The organism is Microbulbifer sp. YPW1 (assembly GCF_013367775.1).
GTDB lineage: Bacteria > Pseudomonadota > Gammaproteobacteria > Pseudomonadales > Cellvibrionaceae > Microbulbifer.
On record NZ_CP055157.1, the window covers coordinates 3,191,234 to 3,206,979 of the forward strand.

General features: G+C 59.0%; 13 protein-coding genes. 9 read left to right on the top strand and 4 right to left on the bottom strand.

From position 1 onward, the window contains the following. Positions 1–115: 115 nt before the first annotated feature. On the top strand, positions 116–1,171 hold the full coding sequence (locus HUW35_RS13035; protein WP_181252714.1) for a peptidase M42: 1,056 nt from the start codon (positions 116–118) through the stop codon (positions 1,169–1,171). A gap of 8 nt (positions 1,172–1,179) precedes the next feature. Here HUW35_RS13035 and HUW35_RS13040 read toward each other — a convergent pair whose 3' ends face one another. Further along, positions 1,180–1,602, bottom strand: coding sequence for a hypothetical protein (locus HUW35_RS13040; protein WP_181252715.1), 423 nt, complete (start codon positions 1,600–1,602; stop codon positions 1,180–1,182). Between the two features lie 220 nt (positions 1,603–1,822). On the opposite strand from HUW35_RS13040, the gene HUW35_RS13045 reads away from it, so the two are divergent. Both HUW35_RS13045 and HUW35_RS13050 read left to right on the top strand, forming a co-directional pair. Continuing rightward, positions 1,823–4,186 carry a M1 family metallopeptidase gene (locus HUW35_RS13045; RefSeq protein ID WP_181252716.1) on the top strand — a complete coding sequence of 788 codons (2,364 nt, stop codon included), beginning with the start codon at positions 1,823–1,825 and terminating at the stop codon, positions 4,184–4,186. Positions 4,187–4,380: 194 nt separating this feature from the next. Continuing rightward, the gene (locus HUW35_RS13050) at positions 4,381–4,827 is read left to right on the top strand and encodes a DUF6702 family protein (protein WP_255463285.1); all 447 of its coding nucleotides are present in this window, start codon (positions 4,381–4,383) and stop codon (positions 4,825–4,827) included. Between the two features lie 149 nt (positions 4,828–4,976). Here the strand turns inward: HUW35_RS13050 and HUW35_RS13055 are convergent, their stop codons facing one another. From HUW35_RS13055 to mltF, 3 genes are all read right to left on the bottom strand, one after another. Continuing rightward, entirely contained in the window at positions 4,977–5,258 is a 282-nt protein-coding gene (locus tag HUW35_RS13055; RefSeq protein ID WP_181252718.1) for a PepSY domain-containing protein, read from the bottom strand. 29 nt (positions 5,259–5,287) lie between these two features. Beyond that, positions 5,288–5,722, bottom strand: a complete 435-nt coding sequence (locus HUW35_RS13060) for a hypothetical protein (protein WP_181252719.1) — start codon at positions 5,720–5,722, stop codon at positions 5,288–5,290. 187 nt (positions 5,723–5,909) lie between these two features. After that, positions 5,910–7,379 (bottom strand): membrane-bound lytic murein transglycosylase MltF, encoded by a 1,470-nt coding sequence (gene mltF / locus HUW35_RS13065; protein WP_255463286.1) that lies wholly within the window; start codon positions 7,377–7,379, stop codon positions 5,910–5,912. Positions 7,380–7,945: 566 nt separating this feature from the next. Here mltF and purL point away from each other — a divergent pair. From purL to HUW35_RS13095, 6 genes are all read left to right on the top strand, one after another. Beyond that, a complete protein-coding gene (gene purL / locus HUW35_RS13070) occupies positions 7,946–11,824 on the top strand; it encodes a phosphoribosylformylglycinamidine synthase (protein WP_181252721.1) in 3,879 nt (1,292 codons plus the stop codon). A gap of 178 nt (positions 11,825–12,002) precedes the next feature. Then, positions 12,003–12,989 (top strand): amidoligase family protein, encoded by a 987-nt coding sequence (locus HUW35_RS13075; protein ID WP_181252722.1) that lies wholly within the window; start codon positions 12,003–12,005, stop codon positions 12,987–12,989. Continuing rightward, a complete protein-coding gene (locus tag HUW35_RS13080) occupies positions 12,962–13,627 on the top strand; it encodes a gamma-glutamyl-gamma-aminobutyrate hydrolase family protein (protein WP_181252723.1) in 666 nt (221 codons plus the stop codon). Before HUW35_RS13075 ends, HUW35_RS13080 begins: the two co-directional genes overlap by 28 nt. Then, positions 13,624–14,055 (top strand): YqaA family protein, encoded by a 432-nt coding sequence (locus HUW35_RS13085; protein ID WP_181252724.1) that lies wholly within the window; start codon positions 13,624–13,626, stop codon positions 14,053–14,055. The genes HUW35_RS13080 and HUW35_RS13085 overlap by 4 nt, the downstream gene beginning before the upstream one ends. A 182-nt stretch (positions 14,056–14,237) precedes the next feature. After that, on the top strand, positions 14,238–14,978 hold the full coding sequence (locus tag HUW35_RS13090; RefSeq protein ID WP_181252725.1) for a carbonic anhydrase family protein: 741 nt from the start codon (positions 14,238–14,240) through the stop codon (positions 14,976–14,978). A gap of 398 nt (positions 14,979–15,376) precedes the next feature. Continuing rightward, on the top strand, positions 15,377–15,700 hold the full coding sequence (locus tag HUW35_RS13095; protein ID WP_181252726.1) for a TfoX/Sxy family protein: 324 nt from the start codon (positions 15,377–15,379) through the stop codon (positions 15,698–15,700). Positions 15,701–15,746: the final 46 nt, after the last annotated feature.

Below are 15,746 nucleotides of genomic sequence, written 5' to 3' on the forward strand. Positions count from 1 at the left end.
TAAATAACGGTCGCAACCGGCCGAATTTGCTGGATATACTCGCGCGAATTGCCCCTGGCTTCTTGGGGCCTGCGAGCAAATCTACCTTCTCCTGATCGCGTGGAGTCCGTGCCCAATGCAACAGTCCGAACAGTTTATCGATCTCCTCAAACTACTGGTGCGCAGCCCCAGCGTCGTGGGAGCCGAACATTCCTTTTTCCGGGTATTGCAACGGGAACTGGAAGAGCGCGGCGCCCAGGTGACCTGGTACGAAGGGTTGCTGGTTGCTCAGGGGCGGCGCCCGCACAGTGCCAAATTTTCCGCACATATCGATCGTCACGGTCTGATCTGTACCGGTCCCAACGAGTTCCAGTACGCCGCGTTTGTTTCCGGTCGCCGTTCAGACCTGCTGGGTAACTCCGTATCGGAAAAGCTGATGACGAAAATTGTCGATCGGTTTCAGGGCGTTCCCGTAACCGCCTACGAGCCCTGGTCGGGTTCCTATTTTGGCTCCGGTGAAATCCGGCGGGCCTATGTGTGCAGTTACCGCAACAACCTGATTTTTGAAGTGGCCGGGTTGGAGCACGTCGTCGCCGGCACTCCGGTGGCGTTTACCGATCGCCTGAAAATCAGTGACGGCATTTTAAGTGCGCAACTGGATAACGTGCTCACCGCAGCACACCTGGTGCACCTGTACAGTCTCGGCTTCCAGGGCACCGCATTTTTTACCGCGCAGGAGGAGTCTGGCAGCAGCTGGCGCTATCTGCTGGAGTGGTTCCGTCGCTTCAACGGCGGTACCGAGAAACTTATTGTGGTGGACACCAGTCCCTATCCCGATCGCACCAGCGCCGACGCCCAGCAGGTGGTGCTGCGGCGGCGGGACGCCAATGCGGAGTTTCATCGGGTAACCACCGAGGGGCTGGCTGCCTTGTGCGAATCGAAGGGAATTTCGTACAGCTTCAAAGATACGTATATCGAGGCGCAGAACCGGAAAGCGCTGGCAGAAGGTCTTGAGCCCCAGTCGCTGGGCAGTACCGAGTTGGGGCGAATTGCCGCGGCCTCATCTGGTTTTGTGCAGGGCACCACGTTGCAGATTCCCACCACTGGCTATCACACCATGGAGGAGTCTGCATCACTGGCCGCTAACAGCGCGTTCAGTGAACTGCTGTTTGCCCTGGCCAGTGAGAACTAAAAGGACGCTCAGAACTCGTCTGCGATCTGGTAGCGATTGCAGCGGTTGTTGCAGTAGGGACGGTCCGAGCGCAGTTTGCCGGATTCCGGGTGTACGGTGAGCTGGCGTTTTTTCTGCCCGTGGTATGCCACCACATTCCAGTAACCATTGCGGAAATACATATTCGAGAAGGAGTGGAAGCCGAGCCTCTGTAAACGCAGTCGTACCGCGCCGGCGCTGAGGGCAATCTCCGACGGCGTGCCGCCATCCAGGTCAGGACCGTACAGATGGGGTGGTATCTGACCGGGCGATGGTCCAGAAAACTGGAAGTCATTGGCGCTGAACGGCCCCGGTTGCTGGGCGTAAGCGCCTGCGTTCAGCACCACCAAGAAGGTGAACGATAAGGTTTTCACGGTCAGGCTTGTGCGATGTCCGGACGTGGCAAACGGCATGGCTTTCCCCAAATTGCCTTTATCAGAAGATTGATAGGGTGCGGGACGACCGGGTCCAAGGGGTTTTTGTGCTGCCGGCGGAGACGTTGAGAGCTGCGTTGGCAGATGCGGTGAATGGAGTCTTGGCTGCGGTGGCCCTGACGGCACGGAATCGCCGGTCACCGGGGAACTGCTAAAATGGCGCGCTATTTATCATTATAAGTGAGAAATGGCGCCAATCATGACTCTGCATTCCCTTTTTCGTCGCTTCGGCGCGGTCCTGCTCGGCTTTGCTGGCAGCACCGGGGCCCTCGCCGCTGACCCGCTCAACGTTACCGGCGACAAGTTCCGCCAGCTGGAAGAGCTCCTGCCCACCCCGAATATCTACCGTGCCGCCTCCGGTGCGCCGGGCCACGCCTACTGGCAGCAGCAGGCAGACTACGACATCAAGGTCTCCCTGGACGACGACAAGCAGCGTATCAGTGCGTCCGAAACCATCACCTACAAGAACAACTCCCCGGATACCCTGCGCTACCTGTGGCTGCAGCTGGACCAGAACCGCTTCAAGCCCAACTCTTCCGGCAACCTGGCGGCGCCTGTAGACGTGCAGTCCATCGCCCCGGACACCATTCCGTTCGGCAGCTTCCGCCGCGAAGTGGTTTCTGCGGAGTTTGACGGTGGTTACCAGATTACCAAGGTGGCCGATGCCCGGGGCCGCGACCTGCGTCATACCATTGTTGATACCGGCATGCGCATCGACCTGCCGCAGCCGCTGAAGTCCGGGGAAAGCGTGAGCTTCCGCGTGGACTGGGAATACAACATCATCGAGCAGAAGGCGCTGGGTGGCCGTTCCGGCTACGAGTACTTCGAGCGCGACGGCAATTACCTGTACGAGATCGCCCAGTGGTTCCCGCGCATGGCCGCCTACAACGATGTGAGCGGCTGGCAGAACAAGCAGTTTCTCGGCCGCGGTGAGTTTGCACTGGAATTTGGCGACTACCGGGTAGCCATCGAAGTGCCGGCGGACCATATCGTGGCGTCCACCGGTGTACTGCAGAACCCCGCCGACGTACTCACCCGCGAACAGCGCAAGCGCCTGGACAAAGCGCGCACCGCGAAAAAGCCGGTGATGATCGTGACCAAGGAAGAGGCACTGGAAAACGAGAAAGATCGTGCGAGCGGTCGCAAGACCTGGGTGTTCGAAGCGGAAAACGTGCGTGATTTCGCCTGGGCCTCCTCGCGCAAGTTCCTGTGGGATGCACAGGGCTACAAGAAAGGCGGCACCGATACCATGGCCATGTCTTTCTACCCGGAAGAGGGCACTCCCTTGTGGGACAAGTACTCGACTGAAGCGATCATCCACACCATGGATGTCTACAACCGCTACAGCTTCGATTACCCGTACCCCACCTCCATTTCCGTGAATGGACCGGTGGGCGGTATGGAATACCCGATGATCACCTTCAATGGTCCGCGTCCGGAAATCGATGAAGAGGACCGCAGCAAGCGCACCTATTCCCGTCGCACCAAGTACGGCCTCATCTCGGTGATCATTCACGAGGTCGGTCATAATTATTACCCGATGATCATCAACTCCGATGAGCGTCAGTGGACCTGGATGGATGAAGGTCTGAACACTTACGTACAGTTCCTGGCCGAGCAGGAGTGGGAAGAAAAGTACCCGTCCCGTCGCGGCGATGCGCGCAAGATTGTCGAGTACATGAAGAGCGAGAACCAGGTTCCGATCATGACCAACTCGGAATCCATTCTGCAGTTCGGCAACAACGCCTATGGCAAGCCGGCCACCGCGCTGAATATCCTGCGCGAATCCGTTATGGGCCGCGAGCTGTTTGACTTTGCGTTCCGCGAGTACGCCGAGCGCTGGAAGTTCAAGCGCCCGATGCCGGCGGACTTCTTCCGCACCATGGAAGATGCTTCCGGTATGGATTTGGACTGGTTCTGGCGCGGTTGGTTCTACACCACCGACCACGTGGATATCAGCCTGGATGCGGTGAGGCACTACACGGTGGGCACCAAGAACCCGGATATCGAGGGGCCTTGGAAACGCAAGCAGTTTGAACAGGAGCCGGAGACGGTCACTGTGCAGAAAAACCGCGCTCAGCGCATGACCCGCATTGTGGATGGCAAGCCGGAGCTGTCTGACTTTTACAACGAGCACGATGAGTTCGATGTGTCCAATGCGGACCGCAACAGTTACCAGGGTATGCTGGATGGCCTGGAAGATTGGGAGAAGGATTTGCTGAAGGTGGAGAGCAATGTGTATGTGCTCGATTTCAGCAATATCGGTGGTCTGGTGATGCCGCTGTTCCTGCAGCTGGATTACGAGGATGGTTCCAGTGAAGAGCTGCGTATTCCGGCCGAGATCTGGACGCGCAATGCGCTGAAGACTTCGAAGATGCTGGTGCGCGGCAAAGACAAGGTCCTGAAGTCTGTGACCCTGGATCCGCACTGGGAAACGGCGGACACCGATGTAGAAAACAATTACTACCCGCGTCGTATCATCAAATCGCGTCTGGAGCTGTTCAAGGACGAGAAGTCCCGCAACCTGATGAAGGACTGGGGCGAAAAACTCAAGGAAGATTGATCGCCCTGATACCGAAATAGTTTTCGTGCGACCGCCACCCTTCGAGTTGCTTGGGTGGCGGGATCGCAACCTTTGCGCGTACTTCTGTGGTTGCCTGCCGAGTTTTCTTACACTTCTCTCTTTATCTTCACACTGGAATCCCTATGCGATTCAACAAGCCTAACTCTTTCGTATATTGTTTTATCGTTTTGCTCGTGACGTTGGCCTCTCAGGCTCACGCGCACCGCTACCATTTCGGTATCACCGAGCTTTCCGTAAACGAACGCACCCAGTCCCTGGAAATTTCCCACCGCTTTTTTGTCGCGGATATGGAGCGTGCGCTGTCACTGAGTGCCGACAAGGAAATGAAGGATGCACAGAAGCAGATGGCGTCTTATGTGAATCAGCATTTTCAGCTGAAGTCCGAGGCGGGGGTGCTGGTGAAGCCCACGTGGGTGGGGATGGAGGCCGACGTGCACGATGTCTGGGTTTACCAGGAGGTTCCGCTCAAAGAGGTGCAGGGCAAGTTGTTTGTGGTGCGCCAGTCCATGCTGATGGAGATTGAGGGCGATCAGGTAAATACCCTGAACCTTACCCGCGATGGCAAGACCGAAAGTTTCACGCTGAAGCCGGGTGCCAGCGCGGTGGAGATCCGTCTTTAACCGCCAAGGTGTCGCGGAAACACCACCGCAAGGGCTTGCCCCTTTTCGGAGAGGAAGCCTCTGCGGTGGTATTCACTGTGCTCCGGGACGCTGAGGACCGGGCCAGGGCCGAGCAGTTGCTACAGATCGTTCAGTAGCAGCCCGTGGGATCAGCTCTCGTCCTGCTTTACTTCCAGGATCTCGCCGCTGTTGGGGTCTACTTCCAGATCCCATTTCTTGCCTTCTTTGTATGCCTCCACTTCCCAGCGCCCGTTCTCCAGGGAAACGTCCACCACCGGCACATAGCCCTGCTGCTCCAGCTTGGTGACGATGGCCGAGAGCGCCATGGCGCCCGGGGGTGGCATTTCATCGCTCTCACTAGCCTGGGCCGCGGCGACAGTGGCAATGCTGCCCAGGGTTACGGCAAGGAGCGAGTTCTTGATGTTCTTCATCCAGGGTTTACTCCGTATTGCAAAGCCGGTCAGTCTCCGGTGCCGAGGCGCTGTTGCATCATGAAGCACCACTCGTCACTGCCGCCGTCGGGGCCATGGGCGCCGTCACCACCGGTCAGCTTATCTGCGGCCATAAACCATTCCTGGCTGCCAACGGAAGGCATGCCGTCCGGATACTGCTCGGCGATGGCCTCGCCGTACTTTTCCACCAGCTGCCCGTTGACCCATTCGAACCACTCGGCATTGCAGATCAGCTGGCCCTCACTATTGGGACTTTCTCCCGAGCTGCTGTCAGATTCGGGTGACGAAGCGCTGTCATCCGCTGGTTCATCCACAGTGATTTCTTCAATCACCTCGGTTTCTGTTTCCGGCGCCTTGTCCGGGTCATTGGTGTCGGACTGGCGGCTACAGCCGGCGATGGTGAAAGACGTCAGTAGAGCTGCAATCAGTAAAGGGCGAAACATAAATGCTCCTCTTGAGGTACTTGTAATGGCGCGAAATTGATTGGGCCACTGGGATTAAGCATAGGGCGGATTTCGCGACTTGCACGGTGGGTGGAGGAGTTTAGGTGCGCTTCGCGCTTTGGGCGAGGTCAGATAAACGAAAACAGGCGGCCCAGGCCGCCTGTTTTCTATGTGGGGGAGGGGAAAGTTACAGTGCCGGGACTGACCCTGTCTCGACAACCGGCGCGTCAGCCAGGGCTTCGCCGTCGTCGTTGGCCGCTGCTGCAGCCAGACGCTGCTCTTCGATTCTGCTGGTCCAGGTCAGCAGCGCCTGGTAGTGGCGAATGTTCTGTACGTAGGTGACCGGCTCCCAGCCTCGCGCATAACCGTGTTTCAGGTTCTTGTAGTACTGCCGCTTGGCCAGCAGTGGCAGGTGATCGCGCACGTCCTGCCAGCGGTCCGGGTTACCGCCCAGTTGCTGGGTGAGAACGCGGGCGTCTTCCAGGTGGCCGTAGCCGATGTTGTAGGCTGCCAGGGCCATCCAGGTGCGGTCGGGTTCACGGATGCGCTCCGGAATCTTGTCTCGCACCTGCAGGAAGTAGCGGGTACCGCCATCGATACTTTCGATCGGATCGAGGCGGTTGACGCCCATTTCGCGGGCGGTAGCGCGGGTCAGCATCATCAGGCCGCGTACCCCGGTGGGGGACTTGGCGCGGGGATTCCAGTGGGATTCCTGATAGCTGAGCGCCGCCAGCAGCTCCCAGTTTACTTCGTATTTGTCTGCGGCTTTCTCAAGCTCGTCGCGCCACTTCGGCAGGCGATCCCGGGTGAGCTGGGCAAAGGTCTGGGCACCACCCACGTTCATTTTGCTCACGTGGCCGAAATAGAGTTCGCGCAGCTCCGCGACCATGCCGCTGGTGTTTGCGCGCAGCATGAAGTTCCGCGCGGCGCGGTACAGGGTGTCGTCGTCCCCCTTGGGGAAGGCCCAGGAAACCGGCTGGAACTGGGTCAGGTTGAACGCGATATGCGTATTCGGATACAGGCCGCGGTGTACCGCATAGGCGTTGGAATCGACAATGGCGTAGTGGTATTTGCCCTCGTTGACCATCTCCACCAGTTCCATGGCGTCGACATCGGAAATTTCTTCCCAGGAGATGTCTTCGTAGCGGCGTGAGAGCTTGCGCAGCTGTTCGGCGTGGGCACTGCCGGCGATCACTGCAATGTTTTTACCGGCCAGGTCGGCCACACTGCGGGGGCGCGATTCGCCAAGGCGGTAAATAACCTGCTGGCGAATTTCGAAATAGGAGGGGGCGAAACGCACCTGCTGGCGGCGTTCGGGGGTAACGGTAAGACCCGCTGCCGCCAGATGGGCGCCGGATTCCGGGTTTTCCAGCTCGTTGAACAGGTGGCTCAGGTCGTGCACGTCGCGGATTTCGAGCTTCACCCCGAGTTCCCGGGCGAATGCCCGCAGCATGCCGTATTCGAATCCGGTGTAGTTACCGTTGGCGTCTTCGTAGTAGGTGGTGGGGCCGTTCTGAGACAGCACCACCAGTTTGCCGGAAGTCTTTACCTGTTCCAGCAGGCTAGGCGCCTTGCTGGCGACCAATAAAGAAGCACAACAGGCCAGTGCCGCCCCCTTGAGAAGGCGGCGGCTGTATCGCAACAGTCGGCTTTTCATGATCATAGGTTTTCCCCTCGAATCCTTTCTCTGCTTTATTTTGGGGTGCTCTGGGTTAAGTAAACCCGGGGCATCAAGCCCATCCAGAACACGATTTCCTGCGAGCGGCGGCTCCGTTGCCACCCGCGTGTAAAGCCTGCTGTCTATTATTTGCGCAGGCTTGAGTCAAAAGCGCGGCAATTTTACCCCAAACCCCTGCGCGCTGACCAATCGTCTTTCAATGTCGTCTGAAACTTTGTGACCGATCGGCTTGCTCTGACCCGTTAAGTGTAGTAGATCGCGCCTGTTGCGGAGGCCTCTGCGCCAGCCCGAAACGCTGTTGGGGTTGAGTTCGGTGTCTAAAACGCCTTTTTCGCTTTCGGCCGTATATTTACCCCGGGAAGGTCGACATTCCCGGCTAACGTCATCTTTACTGCACAAGTTAGTTTCCGGCAGTGTTGGAGCGGCGGAGCATCGGGTACAATGCGCGCGCTCCGATTCCCGGTGTACCTGTGTGGCAGCGTCTTCGTAACCCTGATACTTCCGCCCGCAGGCGCTCAAATCCAGACAAGAGGCCAAATCCCGCGATGCTAGTTCTGCGTGGTGCTCCCGCACTGTCGAAATTTCGCCATCAAAAACTCCTTACCCAACTCCGCGCCCTGCAGCCCGCGATTGCAGACGTGTACGCCGAGTTTGTGCACTTTGCCGACAGCGACAAGCTGGGCAAGAAGGACCAGGCGCTGCTGGAGCGTCTGCTGCAGTACGGCCCCACCGAGGAGAAGCACCAGCCGGAAGGCGAGCTGATCCTCGTGGTTCCGCGCCCTGGCACTATCTCTCCCTGGTCGTCCAAGGCAACCGACATTGCGCACAATGCGGGCCTGACCCAGGTGCACCGCCTTGAGCGGGGTGTTGCCTACTACCTTACCGGGGTCAAATTAACCGAGGCTGAACGGAGCGATCTGGTTGCTCTGCTGCACGACCGCATGGTTGAGAGCGTCTACTTCCAGATGGAGCAGGCCGAACAACTGTTCGTGGTGGAAGAAGCCCGTCAGATGGGCCGTGTGGACGTGCTCGACGGTGGCCGCGGGGCGCTGGAAGCTGCCAACGTGAGCCTGGGCCTGGCGCTGGCGGATGACGAAATCGATTACCTGCTCACCAGCTTCGAAGAGCTGGAGCGCAATCCCACAGATGTTGAGCTGATGATGTTCGCCCAGGCGAACTCCGAGCACTGCCGCCACAAGATCTTCAACGCCAGCTGGACCATCGATGGCGAAGAGATGCCGCACTCCCTGTTCGGCATGATCAAGAACACCTACCAGAAGGGCGGCGAAGACGTCCTGTCTGCCTACGCGGACAACGCCGCGGTAGTGGTCGGCCACGAAGCGGGTCGCTTCTACCCGGATCCGGTCACCAAGGAATACGGCTTCAGCCAGGAAGCCATCCATCTATTAATGAAGGTGGAAACCCACAACCACCCGACGGCCATTGCACCCTTCTCCGGTGCGGGTACCGGCGCTGGCGGCGAGATCCGCGACGAGGGTGCCGTGGGCCGTGGTTCCAAGCCCAAGGTGGGCCTGACCGGCTTTACAGTGTCCAACCTGCAGATCCCCGGCGCCCTGCAGCCGTGGGAAGTGAATTACGGCAAGCCTGAGCGCATCGTCACCGCGCTGGACATCATGATCGAAGGCCCTATCGGCGGTGCCGCGTTCAATAACGAATTCGGTCGTCCGAACATCTGCGGTTACTTCCGTACCTTCGAAGAAGATTTCGACGGCGAGCGCCGCGGCTACCACAAGCCGATCATGCTGGCGGGCGGCTACGGCAATATCCGCGAAGAGCATGTGGACAAGCCCGAATTCAAAGCCGGCGCCAAGCTGATCGTGCTGGGTGGCCCGGCGATGCTGATCGGCCTGGGTGGCGGTGCCGCTTCCAGTATGGCCAGTGGCTCCAGCTCCGAAGACCTGGACTTCGCTTCCGTACAGCGCCAGAACCCGGAAATCGAGCGCCGCTGCCAGGAGGTCATTGACCAGTGCTGGCAGCAGGGCGACAAGAACCCGATTGCGTTTATCCACGACGTGGGTGCCGGCGGCCTGTCCAACGCCTTCCCGGAGCTGGTCAAGGACGGCGGCACCGGCGGCAAGTTCGAGCTGCGCAATGTGCCTTCCGATGAGCCGGGCATGAGCCCCCTGGAAATCTGGTGTAACGAATCCCAGGAACGCTATGTTCTGGCGGTGATGCCGGAGGATCTGGATCGCTTCGAGAAGATCTGCGAGCGCGAGCGCGCGCCGTTTGCGGTGGTGGGTGAAGCCACCAATGAAAAACACCTGACCCTGAACGACAAGCAGTTCGACGCCAAGCCGGTGGACCTGCCCATGTCCGTGCTGTTCGGCAAGCCGCCGAAGATGCACCGAGTGGCGGAAAAGGTGGAAGCGAAGACCACCGCCTTCGACACCAGCAAGATCGATCTCGCCGAGGCGGCAGAGCGCGTACTGCGCCTGCCCACCGTGGCCAGCAAGAGCTTCCTGATCACCATCGGCGACCGCACCGTAACCGGCCAGGTTTCCCGCGATCAGATGGTCGGCCCCTGGCAGGTACCGGTAGCAGACTGCGCCGTAACCACCGTGGCCTACGACAGCACCGCCGGTGAAGCCATGTCCATGGGCGAGCGCACCCCGGTGGCACTACTGGATGCCCCGGCTTCCGGCCGCCTGGCGGTGGGTGAGGCGATTACCAACATCGCCTCGGCACCGATCAAGAAGCTGTCCGATATCAAGCTTTCCGCCAACTGGATGTGTGCCGCCGGCCACCCGGGCGAGGAGGAAAAGCTCTACCGCACTGTGGAAGCAGTGGGTATGGAGCTGTGCCCGGACCTGGGTATCACCATCCCGGTAGGCAAGGACTCCATGTCCATGCGCACCGCCTGGAACGATGGCGGTGTCGACAAGGCGGTTACCGCACCGCTGTCCCTGGTGATTTCCGCGTTCAGCCCGGTCACCGATGTGCGCAAAGTGGTTACCCCACAGCTGCGCAAGATGAAGAAGGGCGAGAGCGAGCTGCTGCTGGTAGACCTGGGTGCGGGTAAAAACCGCATGGGTGGTTCCTGTCTGGCACAGGTTTACAGCCAGCTTGGCGATACCCCGGCGGACCTGGATGACGCCAAGCGCCTGAAAGGCTTCTTCGAAGTCATGCAGGAGCTGCTGGAAGAAGAAAAAGTCATCGCCTACCACGACCGCGCCGACGGCGGCCTCTTCGCCACTCTGGCGGAAATGAGCTTCGCTGGCCGCGTGGGTGTCGATGTAGAGATCTACGACCTCGGCGATGACCCGATTGCCGCGCTGTTCAACGAAGAGCTGGGTGCGGTGCTGCAGGTACCGGCTGCCGATGCGGACATGCTGGCAATGCGCTTTGCCTCCGTGGGCGTGCCGGCCCACCGTATTGGTGAACTGAACGACAACGAGCACTTGCGCATTACACGCGAAGATAAAGAAATCTTCAGCCGCAGCCGCGCGGAACTACAGCAGATCTGGTCCGAGACCAGCTACCGTATCCAGTCCCTGCGCGACAACGCCGATTGCGCCAAGCAGGAATTCGATGCGATCGCCAAGAGCGCCAAGGAAGATCCGGGCTTGTCGGTGAAACTGTCTTACGACATCAACGAAGACATCGCCGCGCCCTACATCAAAAAAGGTGTACGTCCGAAGGTTGCCATCCTGCGCGAGCAGGGCGTCAACAGCCAGGTTGAGATGGCGCATTCCTTCCACCGCGCCGGTTTCAATGCGGTTGATGTGCACATGAGTGACATCCTGTCCGGTCGTGTTGAGCTGGATCAGTTCAAGGGGCTGGTTGGCTGTGGTGGTTTCTCCTACGGTGACGTGCTCGGCGCCGGTGAAGGTTGGGCCAAGACCATTCTGTTCAACGATCGCGCCCGCGACCAGTTCGAAGGCTTCTTCAACCGCAAGGACACCTTCGGCCTCGGCGTGTGTAACGGCTGTCAGATGTTCTCCGTAATTAAGGAGCTGATCCCCGGTGCGGATCACTGGCCGCGCTTCGTGCGCAACCTGTCCGAACAGTACGAAGCGCGCTTCGCGCTGGTGGGCGTGGAAGATTCCCCGTCCGTGCTGTTCAAGGGCATGGCCGGTTCCTACATGCCGGTAGCCGTTGCCCACGGTGAAGGTCGTGTGGAGTTTGCCAGCCAGCAGCAGCTGGAAGACTGCGAGCAGTCCGGCACCATCGCCATGCGCTACCTGAACAACAAGCAGCAGATTACCGAGACTTACCCGGCCAACCCCAACGGCTCGGTGAACGGTATTACCTCGCTGTGTTCCGAAGACGGTCGCGTGACTATCATGATGCCGCACCCGGAGCGAGTTGCCCGCGCGGTCAGCAACAGCTGGCACCCGGATGACTGGGAAGAGGACTCCGGCTGGATGCGCCTGTTCCGCAATGCGCGGGTGTTTGTCGATTGATAGACAGGCTCTGAGCACGTGATAAAAAGCCCCGGTTTACCGGGGCTTTTTTTTAGGGCGCGATACCGACGCTGTTGTGTGTTCATTCGCGCGTGCGCCCGCTATGCGACATCGACCAATGGCGCATGTTAGGGTAATACTTCAGATGTGATCGCAACCACATTGTGGGGGAGCAGCGATGAATACAGAGGAGCCCGCATTTAAAATGCCTCCGGTACGGGAAACCGCTTCCGGGAACCCGCGGCGAGTAGGGTTTGAGTTGGAGTTTTCCGGCCTTACCCTGAAAACCGCCGCCAACGCGGTAGCGGCCGCCCTGGGTGGCGAGTTGCAACAAGATTCGGCGGCAGAAATGTCTCTACATCACGATCTGGGTTGCTTCAACATCGAAATCGATTGGGACTTTCTGAAACGCTACGCCTCTGAGAGCGGCGCCAAAGAGGGGGGTGATGGCTGGCTCGACCTGTTGAGCCAGGTGGCCGCGCTGGTGGTTCCTATCGAAGTAGTCTGTCCGCCCCTGCCACTCGATCGGCTGCCCATGTTACAGGCACTGGTGCCCGCATTGCGTGACGCCGGTGCCCGCGGCACCGAGGAATCATTGATCGCCGCTTACGGTGTGCACATCAATGCGGAGATTCCGCGGCTTGAAGCGGAAACAGTATTTGCCTACCTGCGCGCTTTTGCGTTGCTGCAATGGTGGCTGGTAGACACGCACGAAGTCGATATTGCCCGGCGGGCAAGCCCCTACATCGACCTGTATCCGGAAGCCTACGTGCGTCTGCTGTGTGAGCAGAGGCAGCCGTCGATGGACGATATTTTCTCCGATTACCTGCAGCACAATGCCACGCGCAATCGTGCTCTTGATCTGCTGCCGTTGTTGGCGGAAATCGACGAGGCGCGGGTGCGTCGTGCGGTCGATGATCCGCGTATCAAGCCGCGTCCGGCGTTTCACTACCGCCTCCCCAACTGCCAGATAGAAAAACCCGATTGGTCGCTGGCGATTAGCTGGAATACCTGGTGTGCCGTAGAAGCGTTGGCGGCACAGCCAGAGCTACAGGCACAGCTGAGCGAGGAATTCCTATCGCGTAGCCAGCCAATACTGGGTGTCAATCGCAACAAATGGACTGACTTTGTCGAGCAATGGCTGAACGACCACGCATTGGTGTAACGGGAACCGCGCGGCGCTGGTCGCCGGGTTGGTGGTGTACTGCCGCAGCGCTGTGGCTGGCCGGCGCTGCGCCGGAGCGGATCAGTGTGCGACACAAGCCTTCGGGCAACCCCCTGCACGGACTGGTGATCGGTGGCGGCGACGATATCAGTCCCGAGCACTATCACGGTGATCTGCGGGAAAAAGTGAAATCCGATCCCGAGCGGGACCAGTTGGAAATTCATTGGATCAATTATGCCCTGGAGCAGCGACTGCCACTGCTGGGTATCTGCCGCGGTGCACAGCTGATCAATGTCGTACTTGGGGGCAATCTACACAGCGATATCCGCAACCTGCGTCGCCGTACTTACAATCGCCCCGGCCTGTTGCCTACCAAGCAGGTATTCGTGCAGCCGGAGTCAACCCTAGCGCAGCTCACAAGGCGTAAACTACGGGTTAACAGTCTTCACCACCAGGCGATAAAGCGCCTGGGCAAAGGCCTGCGGGTCGTGGGACGCGACCTTGATGACTTCACCCAGGCCGTGGAAAGCGATAGCGGGCGCCCAATTATCGGCGTGCAATGGCATCCCGAATATCTTTTCTATTTGCCAGCACAATTTGCCCTGTTTCGCTGGCTGAGAAACCAGGGGGCGAAGTGATCAGCTACCTGGTGCTGTTCGCATCCGCCTTTCTCGCTGCAACCATTCTGCCCTTTTATTCGGAGGTGGTGCTGTTTGCGCTGCTGCGCGATGGCGGTGATCCGCTGCTGCTGGTTGCCGTTGCCACGCTGGGCAATACCCTCGGTGCCGTGGTGAACTGGGTCTTGGGCCGCTACCTGCTGCACTTTCAGGATCGACGCTGGTTTTACTTCTCCCATAAGCAGATTGCCAGGGCGCAGGCGTGGTTCCAGCGCTATGGCTTCTGGAGCCTGTTGCTCGCGTGGATGCCGGTAGGTGGCGATGCGTTGACTTTGATCGCCGGTATCATGCGGGTACGCCTGTGGCTGTTTATTTTATTGGTGGGGGTTGGCAAGGGCCTGCGCTATGTCTCTGTGGTTTACCTGCAGCAGTCCGCAGTGTTCGGCTAGTCGTCCGTGCGAATCCGCCCCCGCCTCCCCAAAAAAAGCCCCGGTTTACCCGGGGCTTTTTCGTTCCTGCGTATCACCAGGTTTGTCTAGACTGAGTTACAGGTACGATGCGGTGGCGCGAAAGCCATCCATCTGTTTTCGGAGTTCCATAAACCCTTAACCTGGATCAGGTAGATAATCCCATGAGTAATAAACTCGATTCCTGCATCAGCCGCCGTCACGCCATCAAAACCGCGTTGGCAGGGGGTGCAGCCAGTTTGGTGGCGGGTACTGGCCTGATGAGTTTTTCCGGCGTGAGCTTCGCGGCAGCGCTCACCAAGGAAGAGCGCGATGCCATGAGCCCGGACGATGTCATTGCGATGATGCAAGAGGGGAACGAGCGCTTTCGCAGCGGCAAAATGCAGCAGCACGACTATCTCGCGCAAAAGCGCGCCAGCGCCAAGGGGCAGTTCCCGGCGGCGGCAATCCTCAGCTGTATCGATTCGCGCACGCCTGCGGAGATTTTGCTGGATATGGGGCTGGGCGAATCCTTCAATGCCCGGGTGGCCGGCAATATATGCAACGACGATATTGTTGGCAGTCTGGAGTTTGCCTGTGCTGCAGCAGGCGCCAAAGTGATCCTGGTGATGGGGCACACCGCCTGTGGCGCTGTTAAGGGCGCCATCGACAAGGTGAAGTTGGGTAAGCTCACGGGACTGCTGGATGAGATCCAGCCGGCGGTGCAAACGACCAAGTACGACGGCGATCGCACCAGCAAGAACGCGGAGTTCGTGGATCAGGTTGCCGCGAACAACGTGCGCCATTCCATCAAAGAGATTCGCGAAGAGAGCGAGGTGCTGGCGAAGATGGAAAAAGAAGGCAAGATCAAGATCGTCGGCGCCATGTATCACTTGAATGATGGTCGCCTGGAGCTACTGAGCTGACGCTTGCCGTCTGTGGCTGATCCTTCTGGGGGGCAGCCGCGAAAGCCACTTCTATTCAGGAACCATGCCCTAGGGACGGAAGCGCAGCGCACCCGGGCGTTTTTTTATTTCTTTGCTACACTTTAAATAATAACCGCAATAACGTTTCACGTATGGCAGCCATACTGCAAATCCTGGCTGAGTACATCAGCCCGCCTCCTGCCCGCCCAGTGATTGAGAGCGATCACTCAGCCGTTTCATTATCGGGAATTTTATACCAGCACCCCGACGTGGAAATCAACACAATGTATCTAGTGGCTACCAGAGCGTAGAGGGGTGGCTGGCACCTGCCTATGGGCGGCAAGGTGGCAGGAACTGAATTGCAGCGAGTTCAGCGAATCTCAGAGAAGGAGTACATCATGGCGTATAACGAAGAACTGGTGGAAAAAGTCCGCGATCTACTTCCCAAGGAAGATGGCCTCAGCGAGAAACAGATGTTTGGCGGTCTCGCATTCATGCTCAACGGGAATATGGCCTGCGGGGTGGTGGGCGAAGAACTGATGGTGCGGGTGGGCCCGGATAATTATCAGGCGGCCCTGGGAGAACGCTACACACGGCCGATGGACTACACCGGCCGGCCGTTGAAGGGCATGGTGTATGTCGAAGAGGATGCCATCGCCGAAGACCTCGATGGCTGGGTAACCCGCGGCGTGGAGTTCGCCGGTAGCCTGCCTCCGAAGTAAGCCCAGTATAGAGGGCAGGGGGAGGCCGGGAGGTCGCAAGGGTCTC

What these genes read in the sequence shown, in the direction of transcription:
- HUW35_RS13035 (WP_181252714.1), top strand. Translation starts at nt 116, where the DNA reads ATGCAACAGTCCGAACAGTTTATCGATCTCCTCAAACTACTGGTGCGC.
- HUW35_RS13040 (WP_181252715.1), bottom strand. Translation starts at nt 1,602, where the DNA reads ATGCCGTTTGCCACGTCCGGACATCGCACAAGCCTGACCGTGAAAACC.
- HUW35_RS13045 (WP_181252716.1), top strand. Translation starts at nt 1,823, where the DNA reads ATGACTCTGCATTCCCTTTTTCGTCGCTTCGGCGCGGTCCTGCTCGGC.
- HUW35_RS13055 (WP_181252718.1), bottom strand. Translation starts at nt 5,258, where the DNA reads ATGAAGAACATCAAGAACTCGCTCCTTGCCGTAACCCTGGGCAGCATT.
- HUW35_RS13060 (WP_181252719.1), bottom strand. Translation starts at nt 5,722, where the DNA reads ATGTTTCGCCCTTTACTGATTGCAGCTCTACTGACGTCTTTCACCATC.
- mltF (WP_255463286.1), bottom strand. Translation starts at nt 7,379, where the DNA reads ATGAAAAGCCGACTGTTGCGATACAGCCGCCGCCTTCTCAAGGGGGCG.
- purL (WP_181252721.1), top strand. Translation starts at nt 7,946, where the DNA reads ATGCTAGTTCTGCGTGGTGCTCCCGCACTGTCGAAATTTCGCCATCAA.
- HUW35_RS13075 (WP_181252722.1), top strand. Translation starts at nt 12,003, where the DNA reads ATGAATACAGAGGAGCCCGCATTTAAAATGCCTCCGGTACGGGAAACC.
- HUW35_RS13080 (WP_181252723.1), top strand. Translation starts at nt 12,962, where the DNA reads ATGGCTGAACGACCACGCATTGGTGTAACGGGAACCGCGCGGCGCTGG.
- HUW35_RS13090 (WP_181252725.1), top strand. Translation starts at nt 14,238, where the DNA reads ATGAGTAATAAACTCGATTCCTGCATCAGCCGCCGTCACGCCATCAAA.
- HUW35_RS13095 (WP_181252726.1), top strand. Translation starts at nt 15,377, where the DNA reads ATGGCGTATAACGAAGAACTGGTGGAAAAAGTCCGCGATCTACTTCCC.